This window comes from Exiguobacterium profundum (assembly GCF_042652865.1).
Taxonomy (GTDB): domain Bacteria; phylum Bacillota; class Bacilli; order Exiguobacteriales; family Exiguobacteriaceae; genus Exiguobacterium; species Exiguobacterium profundum.
Genome location: NZ_JBHSHG010000001.1, coordinates 957,420 through 970,522 on the forward strand (window position 1 = coordinate 957,420; position 13,103 = coordinate 970,522).

13 protein-coding genes are annotated in these 13,103 nt (G+C 48.1%); 3 read left to right on the forward strand and 10 right to left on the reverse strand.

Features of this window, described 5'->3' with window-relative positions; all coding sequences use genetic code 11:
- Position 1: 1 nt before the first annotated feature.
- The 7 genes from ACFO4U_RS04985 to ACFO4U_RS05015 all read right to left on the reverse strand — a co-directional run bounded on the left by ACFO4U_RS04985 (position 2) and on the right by ACFO4U_RS05015 (position 6,790).
- Positions 2–880, reverse strand: coding sequence for an ABC transporter ATP-binding protein (locus ACFO4U_RS04985; protein ID WP_215243854.1), 879 nt, complete (start codon positions 878–880; stop codon positions 2–4).
- Entirely contained in the window at positions 877–1,584 is a 708-nt protein-coding gene (locus ACFO4U_RS04990; RefSeq protein ID WP_214781393.1) for an ABC transporter permease subunit, read from the reverse strand. Before ACFO4U_RS04990 ends, ACFO4U_RS04985 begins: the two co-directional genes overlap by 4 nt.
- The gene (locus ACFO4U_RS04995) at positions 1,581–2,354 is read right to left on the reverse strand and encodes an ABC transporter permease subunit (RefSeq protein WP_215243853.1); all 774 of its coding nucleotides are present in this window, start codon (positions 2,352–2,354) and stop codon (positions 1,581–1,583) included. Before ACFO4U_RS04995 ends, ACFO4U_RS04990 begins: the two co-directional genes overlap by 4 nt.
- Positions 2,341–3,516, reverse strand: coding sequence for an ABC transporter substrate-binding protein (locus ACFO4U_RS05000; RefSeq protein WP_215243852.1), 1,176 nt, complete (start codon positions 3,514–3,516; stop codon positions 2,341–2,343). Before ACFO4U_RS05000 ends, ACFO4U_RS04995 begins: the two co-directional genes overlap by 14 nt.
- A 14-nt stretch (positions 3,517–3,530) precedes the next feature.
- The gene (locus ACFO4U_RS05005; protein WP_215243851.1) at positions 3,531–4,274 is read right to left on the reverse strand and encodes an SDR family NAD(P)-dependent oxidoreductase; all 744 of its coding nucleotides are present in this window, start codon (positions 4,272–4,274) and stop codon (positions 3,531–3,533) included.
- On the reverse strand, positions 4,271–5,245 hold the full coding sequence (locus ACFO4U_RS05010) for an MBL fold metallo-hydrolase (RefSeq protein ID WP_031423403.1): 975 nt from the start codon (positions 5,243–5,245) through the stop codon (positions 4,271–4,273). The genes ACFO4U_RS05005 and ACFO4U_RS05010 overlap by 4 nt, the downstream gene beginning before the upstream one ends.
- Before the next feature lie 108 nt (positions 5,246–5,353).
- The gene (locus tag ACFO4U_RS05015; RefSeq protein ID WP_214690790.1) at positions 5,354–6,790 is read right to left on the reverse strand and encodes an NADP-dependent glyceraldehyde-3-phosphate dehydrogenase; all 1,437 of its coding nucleotides are present in this window, start codon (positions 6,788–6,790) and stop codon (positions 5,354–5,356) included.
- Between the two features lie 222 nt (positions 6,791–7,012).
- Here ACFO4U_RS05015 and ACFO4U_RS05020 point away from each other — a divergent pair, with 222 nt between their 5' ends.
- The gene (locus tag ACFO4U_RS05020; protein ID WP_074036778.1) at positions 7,013–7,894 is read left to right on the forward strand and encodes a chemotaxis protein CheV; all 882 of its coding nucleotides are present in this window, start codon (positions 7,013–7,015) and stop codon (positions 7,892–7,894) included.
- Between the two features lie 35 nt (positions 7,895–7,929).
- Here the strand turns inward: ACFO4U_RS05020 and ACFO4U_RS05025 are convergent, their stop codons facing one another.
- Entirely contained in the window at positions 7,930–8,292 is a 363-nt protein-coding gene (locus ACFO4U_RS05025; protein ID WP_230872919.1) for an Hpt domain-containing protein, read from the reverse strand.
- Positions 8,293–8,448: 156 nt separating this feature from the next.
- Here ACFO4U_RS05025 and ACFO4U_RS05030 point away from each other — a divergent pair, with 156 nt between their 5' ends.
- The gene (locus tag ACFO4U_RS05030) at positions 8,449–9,384 is read left to right on the forward strand and encodes a magnesium transporter CorA family protein (RefSeq protein WP_012726524.1); all 936 of its coding nucleotides are present in this window, start codon (positions 8,449–8,451) and stop codon (positions 9,382–9,384) included.
- Between the two features lie 37 nt (positions 9,385–9,421).
- Here ACFO4U_RS05030 and ACFO4U_RS05035 read toward each other — a convergent pair whose 3' ends face one another.
- A complete protein-coding gene (locus ACFO4U_RS05035) occupies positions 9,422–10,534 on the reverse strand; it encodes a PP2C family protein-serine/threonine phosphatase (RefSeq protein WP_214690789.1) in 1,113 nt (370 codons plus the stop codon).
- A 144-nt stretch (positions 10,535–10,678) separates the two neighbouring features.
- Between ACFO4U_RS05035 and ytzI the strand changes: the two genes are divergently transcribed.
- Complete coding sequence (gene ytzI, locus ACFO4U_RS05040) at positions 10,679–10,870, forward strand: YtzI protein (protein ID WP_074036770.1); 192 nt, start codon at positions 10,679–10,681, stop codon at positions 10,868–10,870.
- Positions 10,871–10,884: 14 nt separating this feature from the next.
- Here ytzI and ACFO4U_RS05045 read toward each other — a convergent pair whose 3' ends face one another.
- A complete protein-coding gene (locus tag ACFO4U_RS05045) occupies positions 10,885–13,011 on the reverse strand; it encodes a DNA topoisomerase III (protein ID WP_215243850.1) in 2,127 nt (708 codons plus the stop codon).
- Positions 13,012–13,103 lie beyond the last annotated feature (92 nt).

Genomic DNA, 13,103 nt, shown 5'->3' on the forward strand with positions numbered 1-13,103 from the left:
ACTATTCCTCCTTTCGTTTAATTCGATAAATCATTCCAGTTTGGTACGTTTCACACGTCGGTAACATGACGGATCGTCCATCCTTGAACTGATATTCCCCGAAACATTGACCGAATCGATAAATTTTCTTCATCAACTGAACCGACACACCAGTCGCTTCGGATACCTCCACTTCAGACAACGGTCGCAGTTCTCCATCGAGCATGACAAAGTCACCGAATCCAGGGGCCGTATCGTATAACTCCGCAACCGTCCCCGTACGTGTCACCTTGCCTTCATCAATCAGCGTCACCTGGTCTGCCATGAGCATCGCTTCTTCCCGATCATGAGTGACCAATACCGCCGTCAAGTTGAGTTCTTTCACTAAGTCCCGGATAAAACGCTGCAAGTCGAGCTTGAGTTTGGGATCAAGGTTTGTAAAGGGTTCATCTAATAACAGTAGTTCTGGTTCAGCAGCTAAAGCTCGGGCAAGACTGACCCGTTGTTGTTCGCCACCAGACAGTTCGTGTATCTCGGCATCATATCGGTCACCGAGTTGAACGACTCGTAACCAATGTTCGGCTTGCTTACGAGAACGCTCTCGAGTCACGAGCGCGACATTCTCTCCGACTGTCAAATGTGGGAACAATAAAGCCGTTTGCGATAGCATCGTCACGCGCCGTTTATGCGCAGGGATAGGGATTAAAGAACGGTGATTCCATTTCACGTCACCGCTGTCAGTCGACTCAAGACCTGCGATGATTCGTAGAATCGTCGATTTCCCTGAACCACTCACACCGACGATTGCGTGAATGTCGTGAGGTTTAACCTCGAAGTCGACACCATTTAGTATTTGTTTCGTTCCAAATTGTTTATATAGATTTTGTACATTCAAACTCATTGAAGACGTCCTTTCAGCATACGCACCATATACCGATCCCATCCTGAGAGCAGGAAATAGAGGAGAACGGGGAATAGGATGAGCATCCATGTGTTCGAGAGAGCTAGACCACGATTGTTTCCCGCATAAGATTGATACAATTCTGTCGTCACGGTCGGAATCAATCCCGCACCAATCAACTGGATCAGCGCAAATTGACTGAGCAAAATGACGGTCGTGAACAACGCGATGGTCCGCATCAATCTAGAAAAGAGCGGATACAGCACGTACATGACTCGCCGTCTCGATGGCAGAATCCGAGCTTGTTCCAAAAGTGGTCGACCGATGACCGCCATTCCGTTGTAGGCGAGGCGGATTGAATAGGGAATCGTCACGACGAGCAGGGCAAGGGTGACGCCGACATACGTCCCAATCAGACCAGCTTCCGCCAAAATCAGATAGAGGCCAAACAATGTGGCCAGCATCGGAATGAACAATGGTAAAAAGACGAGCCATTCGATGACATGTTTCCATCTAGAATCTGTCCACAATAGCCACCAGGCACACATCATCGAGAGCCACACATTGATCCCAGATAAAATCACAATCAATCCTATCGTATGAACGATTGCCATGTTGTTCTCGATTTCAAATGTCGGGACTACGAAAAAGAGGCTGATAAACGGTATGAACGTCAAACAGATGAGAAGCCCTTGTCGAATCATCGTCTCACCCCACGTTCAATTCGTCGTCGTATGGATGCGGTCAATACGTAAGATAGGAATACGCCGCTTCCGACAAGACATGTCCAGACGAGGGCGACCGCATAAGGCTCTGTCGCCTCTAAATAGAGTCCAGTCGACAGTCGTTCATACGCGAGGACACCGATGAGTTTCGGGTAAGTCACGCCGAGCAATGCCGGGACCTCGTATGCGAACGAGATAAAGGCGATTAAAATCCATGCCGAATCGAGTAATGGTTTCATCAGAAACGGCAACTCCCCATGTTTGAACTGGTCAAACGGAGAGAGTTGGAGCGTCTTGGCCATCTCGACGTAACCCCGATTCAATTGCTCATATGTCCCGAGCATCATTAAAAAGACGAACGGTGTCTCCTTCCATATATAGGTCAGGATGACCGTGACATAGTTTCGTTCGTTCGCCTCAATCCATCCGATGCCATTCGTTCCGGTGAACAATAACCAAAACAGGTATGCAGCGGCAATGTGAGGGACAAACATCGGAAGTCGGAGTACAGACGATAGGAAACGCCAACCTTTTTGGACGACCGTTCTTGCAAGCCACGTCCCGATTACAAGCGATAGACCGGTCGATACGCTGACGACATAAATCGTCGTGACGAAACTATCGCGCCACGTCTCATCTGTTAAAAGCGAGCCCCAATCCGTTCCCATTGACTCTATGGCGAGAAAGACGAGAGCAGTGAGAGGAAGAAGCGACACCATGATCGTCACTGCGACACTACTTCGCAACACGTGGCCACTCCTCGCGGACGGTGTCAATCACGTTCGGTCCATAATCCGGAATCGAACGTTCGAGCAACTGCTCCGAATCTGGGTACGTGACACCCTCCCCTAATTCTTCAAACGCTCGTTGGTCATTCACGTCAAGCTTCGTTAAGTCGAGTGATGTGCCGTCTCCCCAATATTCTGGTCCTTGTTTGACAAGCTGTGCTTCAGGAGACAACAGTTCTTGAAGAAGGACTAACGCCCCATCTGGATTCGGGGCATTGAATGGGACTGCTAAAAAGTGTGTCGAGGCAATGGAGTGATCGAGGACGAGCGCGCGTGTCTCTTTCGGGAAGATCCCTTCCGTCACTTCCGCCTCGGCTCGACGTTCGTTGAATCCCATCGTCATCCAAACTTCTCCCGATGCATAGAGCTGATCGAGTTGTTCGAGCGTCTTTGGATACGTTTGTCCGTCTTTCCACAAATTCGGAGACCACGCTTTCAAGTCATCCCAGAACGAATCCTCAATGGTCGCTTTTTGGTCCAACTCGTCACCGTATCGTTCATACAATAGATGGCGGACGAAGGCATTCCCGGTGAAATCTGTGACTTCAGGATACGTGAATCGACCTGGATTGTCTTCAGTCCAGCGACGTAATTCTTCAAACGATTGAGGAGGATTGTCCACTTTCGAAGCATCGTAATGCATGATGAATTGTACATTCCCCCATGCGAGCTCCAAGTCCTCTGTCGGGGTGCCAGCATCTGATTGCTGGGCCGTTTCGTTTAATAACTCGGCGTTCGGGACACGTTCCATCAGTCCGTCTCGAAGAAGACCAGCCTCTTTCGCATTTCGGAAATTATCGCCATTGACCCAGACGGCATCGATCGTCCCGACTTGTCTGTCCGCTTTTTTATCGAGTGATAATTGTCGAATGAATTCTGCCGTATCCATTGCGACACGGTTCAATTCGACATTGTAAGATTCCTCGAGGCGAGGTGCCACGTAGTCATCGATGTAGCTGTTGATGCCCTCGTCCCCACCCCACATATATAGGTTGACGGTCGACCCTTCTGCCGTCGTCGCTGCTTTTTCAAACGAGTCCGAAAACTCAACTGCCTGTTCACTCCCACACGCTGCCACGAATGTTAGCATGACAGTTGCGAGCAGTACTCTCCATTTCCTCATCTTAATCCCCCTTTTTACTTTTTCTCAAATCCCCGTTTTGCGAGCATTTCGAACATGGTTGGACAGATTGCATACACATTCGCCCCTACGTTCATCCACCACGGCGCATTGATTTCACGTTTTCGCTTACGACTTCCTCTGACAATCGCATCAGCCAATTGTTTCGGGTCAAGCATGATCCTTTGAACACTTTCAGCATATGTACCACTTTTATCAGCTCGATTAAAGAACGGCGTTGCAATCGGTCCTGGATTGACCGTCATGACGTGAATGCCACGGGGCTTCAACTCTAGCCTGAGCGCGTTCGAAAACTGTAAAAGTGCCGCCTTTGACCCTGCGTAGACGGCTGACTTAGGTGTCGGTACTTTCGCAGCCTGTGAACAGATGTTGACGATGATACCCTCTCGCTCCATCACGCGGGCGACATCTCGCGATAACAGCATCGGTGCGAGAGCGTTCACACGCATCGTTTCTTCTATCACATCCGTCGACTGATCGGTCACAAAATCAAATTCGGCCATGCCTGCATTGTTGACCCATACGTCAAATTTCCCGAACCGTTCGCTCACATCATGAACGAGAGCGGTTGACTTTGCGACATCCGCGCACATCCAATCCCCTTCACATGTTGCGGCAATCTTTTTTAACCGTTCTTCATTTCTTCCAATCAACAATACGTTGTATCCATGTTCATAAAAAGAATGCGCCAATGCGGCACCGAGCCCGCTTGACGCACCAGTAATGACTACTCGTTTCACGACATCACTTCTTTCTTCGTATAAATCCATTTTTGATCATCTCGACGTCTCTCGATGTCGCCACGTTCCTCGAGTAAACTGAGTCGTGCAAACACTTCACTGAAGACGAGCGGCATCCCACGTCGCATCTTTCGTCCATATAACTTCATTGACCAATCAAAAACGCTAAGTCCATCTTCCCATTCGGCAAGCAATTGTTCACTGCGCTCATACCGTTGGCGAATCCGACTCTCGATTAAATCATTCGGATGGTGAATCGGTTCACCGTGTCCACTGACGACGAGCTTTAAATCAATCCCGCGTAATTTTTTAAGCGAATCGATATAGAGAATGACGGGTGATGCAAATCCTTCGTCATCATACGGCTGTTCGATGAGCGGATTTGGTTCGACCTTGTCGATGAGGTGATCTCCGGCAATCAAGACTCCTCCGGGACCAATCAACCCGAGCTGGTCACTGGCGTGTCCAGGTAAATGGATCGTCTGCCACGCCCCATCCGAGGTCAATGCTTGCCCGTCCCCAAACGTCATCGTGACAGTCGTCGGACCAATCCAGCGAAGCGCTTCGCGATAGTCTGGTAATTTTTCCACGAGTGGAGCCGGGGCCCCGAAAGAGACGGCCAATTCATGTAAAAAGTGATTGCCACGCTTCAAAAAGTTTGGGGTTTGCTCTAAGTATCGAACGAGCTTTTCATGCCCGTACACGGGGATGGATGCGTCGCGAAGACGCCATGCTTGTCCGGCATGATCAGCATGATGATGTGTCAAAAATAAAAAGTCGATATCCGCCAACGAGAGTTCAAGCTCTTCAAGTTGACGGTTCAACGAGGTCCACGCCTCTTCTGTGTCTGGTCCACAATCGACCATGAAGAAGCGGTTCATATGTTCAACGATATATACGTTCACGTTCCCGACTTCGAACGGTGTCGGGATATCGAGTCTTGCCAGTTGGCTAGAAATCCAGTCCGCCATGTCATCACCACCCCTTCTTCCTGTCTTTCTCCATTATACCCGTCTGAAAGATGCGTTTTCAATCAAACAAAAAAGAGGGAGATGTCTCTCCCTCATGAATGATTCATATTATAGGTTGATGACCGTCACTTTATCACGTGTCATCGTCTCAAGGCTACGTCCGATTCCTTGAACGCCGAGTCCCGATTGCTTGACACCGATGAATGGGAAGTGGTCTGGACCGCGTTCTGTCCGTCCGTTCACTTGGACCGTACCGACTTCTAACTTATCAGCGACCGTGAAGGCGCTATTGACGTTTTGTGTGAAGACGCTCGCCTGAAGACCAAACTCCGATTCATTCGTGAGTGCGATCATCTCGTCGAGTGATTTCACACGGATGACCGGGAGGACCGGTCCGAACGGTTCTTCCCATGCGACACGCATATCTGTCGTCACATGATCAAGCAATGTCGGGTGAAGCAAGTTTCCTTCACGCTTATTACCGTAAACGACCGTTGCCTTTTTATTGACGGCGTCGTCAATCAAACCCTGTACATAATCCGTCGTCTTCGCATCAACTAAAGGAACGATGAAGCTGTTCTCTTCCGGTGAACCGACTGAAAGTTTTGCGACACGTTCTTTCAACATATCGACGAGCTCATCCGCTTGATTTTCAAGGACGAAGACGCGCTTGATTGCTGTACAACGTTGACCTGAATATGAGAACGCTCCGCTGACAATTTGGTCAGCTGCTAACGTCAAGTCTGCATCCTCTAAAACGAGGGCTGGGTCTTTCCCGCCGAGTTCGAGTACGACCGGTACCATCGACGCTTGTTGTGACAAATGTTGACCCGTACCCGTTCCACCTGTGAACGTGATCATGTCGATCCCTGGGTGTGATGTCAAGTAGTCACCGATGACCGAACCGCGACCTGTCACGAGGTTCAACAGACCTTTTGGAAGACCGGCATCGTGAAGAGCCTCGACCATCTTGATCCCACTGATTGCACCTTGCGTCGCTGGTTTGAAGACTACCGCATTTCCTGTGACGAGCGCCGGCGCAATCTTAGCAGCTGCCAAGTTTACCGGGTAGTTGAACGGTGAAATCGCGAGGATGACACCGAGCGCTTCTTTCTTGATGATGGCCATCTTGTTTTTCGAGCCACCTGGGAATGAATCGCCTTGCATGAAGCCGCCATTGAAGCGAATTCCTTCTTCTGCCGTATAACGAATGATTTCCGCCGTCCGTACGACTTCCTTCTTCGCGTCGTTCAAGTTTTTCCCGACTTCTCGCATGATGATTTGACCAATCTCATCCACGCGTTCTTCGAGTTTTTCTGCCCATGCATACAATAATTCAGCGCGCTTGTTGACCGGAAGCGCCGCCCATTCTTGTTGTGCACGTTTTGCGCCATGGATGGCTTCATCGACTTCATCGCGTGACATCGCTTGAACGCGACCTACGACTTCGTCTTTATATGGTGAAACGAGTTCAATCGTTTCGTTGCTTGAAGATTCCTGCCATTGACCATTCAATAAATATGGATATGTGTTCATACTCATCATCTCTATCTGCCTCCTGAGTAAGCTGTAATATCTCGTTGCCAACCCCATTGTATGCAGATTTTTTTGCATTGGACAACTATAACGATTCAGTTTATGAGATGTAAACGGTTACTATGAAACTTTTTGTGAATTCTGATGAGAGTTGACACTATTTTTACTGTAGATTTATCGATTGGATACCGATAGTAAAGATGAGAGTACGTGAAATAGGAGGGACTACCATTGAGCACTGATCATAATATTTTACTTGAAGCAGGAACGAACGAACTTGAAATCGTCATTTTCCAAGCTGGACCGTTCTTGTTCGGCATCAATGTCATGAAAGTACGTGAAATTATCACGATGCTTCCATTGACGCCACTCCCAGGTACGCCTGAAGCCATCATGGGATTAATCGAGCTGCGCGGTGAAGTCATGACCGTCATCGACCTTCCGATGGTCATCAGCCATCCGCGTGAAGTCGGAAGTGATGATCGTTTGATTGTCTGTGAGTTCAACGGTGAGAAGTCGGTTCTTCGTGTCGACCAGGTAACCGAGATCAAACGCATCTCTTGGGAACAAATTGATACCCCGTCCGATCTCGCACGTGGTGTTCAAGGCATTACAAACGGTGTCGTCAAAACAGGTGACCAGATGATCATCTTGCTCGATTATGAGCGAATCGCGCTCGAGTTGTCACGTAAGGACATCATGGCTCGCGAATCTGTGAAGCGACTCGGCGCTCGTGAGCGCTCGAACAAAAACATTTGGCTAGCTGAAGATTCAGAAATGCTCCGCACATTGATTCTCGACACGTTGGATGACGCGGGGTACTTCAATACGACTGTCTTCAATAACGGGAAAGAGGCACTCGATGCGTTTGAACAAGAAGGTGCCGAGTGTGACCTCCTCATCACCGACATTGAGATGCCACAGATGGATGGACTTCATTTGACGAAGCGTCTTCGTGAGATGGACCAATACGCAACACTTCCAATCATCATCTTCTCGTCACTCATTTCAGATGACTTGAAACATAAAGGGGAAGCCGTCGGTGCGAACGCTCAAATCACGAAACCAGAAATCGGAATGTTGATTGCGACGCTCGATGAATTTGTAGGATAATAAAAAAGTTTGCGACTTCTCCGTCGCAAACTTTTTTATGTGAATTGTTCAAAATGCGTATTCCATTCGGTTAAAAATCGCTTACTATGCGATTCGATGGTTGCCAATGTTTCGGTCGCTCCATCTAGATGTGCATTTTCTCCAGCCACTTCAAGGTCGTGGAAAAGAAGCGCCGTCTGTTCTAGACCAACTGAATAGGAGGCCCCTTTCAATAAATGGGCGAGTTGCTCGACGCGAGAATAATCTTTCGACTCGACTGCCGATTGAAGTTCAGGATACTTCGCCTCGAACTGCTGGATATATGTGGTTGCAATTTTATTTAAGAACTCAATGTTTCCGTTTGCGATTTGGTGAAGCTCTGCTAGTTTTTCTTCATTGAACAGAGCGTCTTCGGGCATTCTAGTCAATATAACCCCTCCTCAATAAACGATATTCCAATCGTTCCCTCTCACTGTAACACGTTTTCGAGAGAAAACAAAAAAACTCCTGCTTTGGATTGCACTCTTCATTTTGGCTACCTATAATAAGATTGAGTTAAGGTAGGAGGAAGATGCATGCTGACGATTTACCGTACTGACGCATCAGGCCATGTGGATGAAATCGAAGACTTTGATAAAGGAAGCTGGATCCAACTCGTGAACCCGACAAAAGATGAGGCCGATCAAGTCATCGAGGCGTCCGGCATTCCAGAAGACTTTGTATATGACCCACTTGATATCGAAGAGAAACCACGTTTTGAAAAAGATGATGAAGGACTTCTCATGATCATCGACGTTCCGTATGTGGAGGAAGATGATACAGGTCGCACGTATAATACGATCCCGCTCGGTATCATCGTGACCGGACGACATTTCATTACCGTCTGCTCGCGAGATCTCGACGTGTTGAATTTGTTCGCTAACGGGAAGGCAAGACTGTTCCGAACAAACTATCGTAGTCGCTTCGTCTTTCAGATTTTACATCGTGTGAGCATGACGTATTTGCGCTTCTTGCGTCAAATCGACCGAAGAATGGACGAACTCGAGCAAGAGTTGCAGCGTTCCATGCGAAACCAAGAGATTTTCCAGTTGATGAACCTTCAAAAATCTCTCGTCTACTTCATGACTTCGTTAAAAGCGAATGATAGCGTCTTGGACCGAATCGTCAAGACACCGAGTTTGGAGAAGCATGAAGAGGACGAAGAACTACTCGAAGACGTTTTTGTCGAACACCGACAAGCGATGGAAATGGCATCGATTTATAACGACATCATCAGCATCAAGATGGAAGCATTCGGATCCATCATTTCGAACAATGTTAACTTCGTCATGAAATTCTTGGCATCCATCACGATTGTCCTCAGCATCCCGACAATGATATCTGGAATTTTTGGGATGAACGTTCAAGTTCCATGGGAAGGACAACCGTTCGGATTCATCATGGCTATCACGATGATGATTGGATTTTCCGGTCTCGCCTTCTATATCCTTTGGCGAAAGCGATATTTCTAGCATAAAAGAGCCTGACGCACGTTGCGTCAGGCTCTTTTCATGTGATTTTGACCGTGACGAGACATAGGTCGTCTTCAATTTCAATCTTTGGCACAAGCTGTTCAGCGACGTGACGACTATAGTCAAGACCATATGTGGAAACGTCGTTTTCTAGCCATCGAATCCCATCATCGATATCTTTGCTGTAACACTCCATGAGTCCATCCGTATACATGTGAAGCGTCATATTCGGTGTGATGTCAATCTCTTTGGATTCATAATTCGGTTCCTCGAACATACCGACTGGTACCCCTGTCGTCTCAAGACGAGAGTTTCCTTCTTCTGACGTCACGATGACAGGCGGATGACCCGCATTCACATATTCGATTCGACGTTTTGTCGTGTCGATGTAGCAATAGACCGCCGTGAAGTAGCTGTGCATATCGTCACCCGAGAAGAGGAACGTCATCTGACGGTTCAACTCCGTCATGACGTCTACCGGATATTGCACGTTCCCGACAAGCCCCGGTAGGATTGAACGGATTCCCATCGTGATGAGCGCCGATGAGACCCCATGTCCCATGACATCAAAGATGATGACCCCGTATCGGTCCGGTGCGACCTGAAACCACGCGTACATGTCTCCGGCTAGTTTTTTAGAAGGCAGATAGAGCGCACGAACATCAATCTCTTCATTACTGATTGGTGGCGTAAGCGCACTCTGTTGAATCTTTTGGGCAAGGTCCAAATCATACTGAAGACGGGTCTCATAAATTTTCCGTTCATCAACAGCCGCCTTATAACGGAGGGCAGAACGGATTCGTGCGAGTAATTCTGTTATTTTGATTGGTTTGGTCGTGTAATCTGACGCCTCCGCGTCGAGTCCCTCGGCAATCTGCTTCTCTTCCGTTCGTCCGGAAACCATGATGACCGGCAACTCTTCAAAGTCAGCCATCTGCCGAATCCGTTTGCACGTCTCGATTCCTGAAATCCCAGGCATTTCGACATCCAACAGGACGAGATCATACAGCGATGCGGCTTGTGGGGCCATCAGTAAATCGAGCGCTTCTTCCCCACTCGAGACCGATACCGTCTCATAGTCGTGCTGGTGAAGCAGTTGCTCAAGTACGAGCGTATTGACCGGTTCATCATCCACAATCAAAATCGCCATGACTATCCCTTCCTTCTCTACGTAGTAATCTATATCGTATTGTACCATATCTTTTCACTCGCACACGACATAACCGTCTATTCATTCTAGTTGAAGAACCTGTCCACTGTTTGGCATACTGAAGAGAGAAAGTGAGGGGTTCATATGGCCTGGATATTCGCCGTAAGCGGTTTAATTATTTTACTCGTCCTCATCGCATCCATCGTCGTCATCCAAAAAGGATACGCCTATAAAGACAATAAAGACGACATCGTGCTCGACTATGACGAAATCAATCGTCGCATTGAAGATGACAAGAAGAGAGAAAAGACTGACCAGACAGAAGGGCCGCTCTAATGCGCGACCCTTTTTTATTTGAATTCAAATCGAAGTGTACCTTTTTCTAAATACAATGAGGCATTGAATGTCTTGTCTCCCTTTTTGAACGTATGGACGTTCGACTGCCCGCCATTGATCATTTGCTTCAACTCATCTTTGACGAGTCCGACGCCAAGCACTTGTTTGGAGACGGTGAAGCGACATCCTTCCCGATAACCGCTGCACCCGATGAACTTTGGATGTTCGACAAGCCCTTTCCCACAATTCGGACAGACACCAAATGATGCCTTCGGTCGAGTCGTTCCTTTCTTGCCATAACGTTTCGCCTCAATCGTATAGCCCTCTGGATTAGCCGCCTCTACTCGCGATTTCGCTTCTTCGACCAAATGAACGGACATCTTCTTCGCTTGTTCAATGAATTCGGCAGCGGATGCCGATGCTTGACCGATCTCATGGAGTCGCTTCTCCCATTTCGCCGTCATGGCGGGTGATGCCAAAATACTATCTCCGAGGACATCAATCAACAGGCGACCCTTGTCTGTTGGAACAAGCTCTTTTTTCTGAAGTTGGACATAGCCTCGCTTCTTCAATCCATCGATGATGTTGGCACGTGTAGCCTCAGTCCCAAGACCCTCTACTTCTTTCATGATATGAATCAGCTCTTCGTCATCGAGTTGTTTCCCGGCGACTTTCATCGCCATAATGAGCGCGCCCTCCGTATATCGCTTCGGTGGCTCTGTCTGTTTCGACAACACTTCAACTTTCTTCTCTTTTAATTCTTCACCGACCATCATCGCAGGAAGCTCGACATCTTTTGATTTCATCTCAACGACTTGTCGATAGCCAGGACTCACAACGACGGTTCCTTTTGCTCGATACAAGTCGCTTCCATCAATCAAATCAACCGTTGTCTTCTCGAGCATCGCTGCGGGTGCAAAGGCCGCAAGGAAGCGTCGATTGATCAAATCATACAGTTTCGCATCATCCCCACCGAGTCGAGTGATGTCACCACATGCCTCCGTCGGGATGATTGCGTAGTGGTCACTGACTTTCTTGGCATTGACATAGCGTCGATTTTTCGACGGGTCCTCAGTCAAAAGGTCACGAAGTCCGGCATAGGCTTCGGACTTTAGCAGTCTTGCCTTTGTCTGTGGAAATAGCGTTGCCTCATCTGGTGTGACAAATCCCGAATCGGTCCGAGGGTAACTAATCCACCCTTTCGTATATAACTTTTGAGCGATATCAAGTGTCTTTTTCGCTCCGAATCCGAAGCGTTTCCCTGCCTCCGCTTGTAATCCGGATAGACTGAACCAAAATGGCGGTTGCTCAATTTTTTCTTCTTTGTCGATTGTCTTCACAATCGCAGTTCCAGATGCGCGTTTGACGGCCGCATCAGCTTCCTCACGCGTTTTGAGCTTTGTTGTCTTTCCAAACGTGTACTTCGCTTTGAACGTGCCTCGACCTTTTGCAAGTGTCGCCTCGACTTCGAAGTATGGTTCTGGCACGAATTGTTTGATTTCTCGTTCGCGATTGACGATTAAGGCAAGAGTCGGGGTTTGCACACGACCGAGCGAGAATACGTCTTCAATCCCAATCGTCTTCAACAACGTCGTATAGGCACGAGACGCATTCATCCCAACGAGCCAGTCCGCACAGGCGCGGCTCATCGCCTCATGGTAGTATGGAATTGTCTGTTCACCTGGCAACAGTTGCGAGAATCCACGATCGACTGCTTGCTCCGTCAAACTCGAGATCCATAGTCGAGCAAGCGGTTTTTTGTTACCTGCGAGTCGGAGGATCAGACGAACGATTGCTTCCCCTTCCCTTTCGGCATCCGATGCGATGATGACATCAGTAATCGAGCGATCATGGAGCCATTTTTTGATGGCATAGAACGGTTTCGACTTCCCTTTTGAAATACGATAATCAAATCGTTCTGGGACAATCGGAAGTGAATCGTACTTCCACGACTTCCATTCCGGTCGATAGTGCGACGGTTCTTGAAGTTCACAAAGGTGACCGACCGCCCACACAACAATCGCCCCTTCCGGGAAACGGGGACAAGGTGAGATTTCAATCTCGTCTTTTCGCTTTTTTGATGGGTAGGGAGCAGCCAACTTTTGAGCTTGTGATGGCTTTTCCGCAATGATTAGTCTCATAAGAACTCCTTACTTTGCCTCCTACATAATGGCAAGACGTACATGATTAGCTAGCTTCTACTATGTATTTTACTATATCAAGTCAAAGATGG

Excerpts from the sequence above, each read along its gene's own strand:
- ACFO4U_RS05045 (WP_215243850.1), bottom strand. The coding sequence starts at position 13,011 with ATGAGACTAATCATTGCGGAAAAGCCATCACAAGCTCAAAAGTTGGCT.
- ACFO4U_RS05025 (WP_230872919.1), bottom strand. The coding sequence starts at position 8,292 with ATGCCCGAAGACGCTCTGTTCAATGAAGAAAAACTAGCAGAGCTTCAC.
- ACFO4U_RS05030 (WP_012726524.1), top strand. The coding sequence starts at position 8,449 with ATGCTGACGATTTACCGTACTGACGCATCAGGCCATGTGGATGAAATC.
- ACFO4U_RS05035 (WP_214690789.1), bottom strand. The coding sequence starts at position 10,534 with ATGGCGATTTTGATTGTGGATGATGAACCGGTCAATACGCTCGTACTT.
- ACFO4U_RS04990 (WP_214781393.1), bottom strand. The coding sequence starts at position 1,584 with ATGATTCGACAAGGGCTTCTCATCTGTTTGACGTTCATACCGTTTATC.
- ACFO4U_RS05010 (WP_031423403.1), bottom strand. The coding sequence starts at position 5,245 with ATGGCGGACTGGATTTCTAGCCAACTGGCAAGACTCGATATCCCGACA.
- ACFO4U_RS05015 (WP_214690790.1), bottom strand. The coding sequence starts at position 6,790 with ATGATGAGTATGAACACATATCCATATTTATTGAATGGTCAATGGCAG.
- ACFO4U_RS05000 (WP_215243852.1), bottom strand. The coding sequence starts at position 3,516 with ATGAGGAAATGGAGAGTACTGCTCGCAACTGTCATGCTAACATTCGTG.
- ytzI (WP_074036770.1), top strand. The coding sequence starts at position 10,679 with ATGGCCTGGATATTCGCCGTAAGCGGTTTAATTATTTTACTCGTCCTC.
- ACFO4U_RS04985 (WP_215243854.1), bottom strand. The coding sequence starts at position 880 with ATGAGTTTGAATGTACAAAATCTATATAAACAATTTGGAACGAAACAA.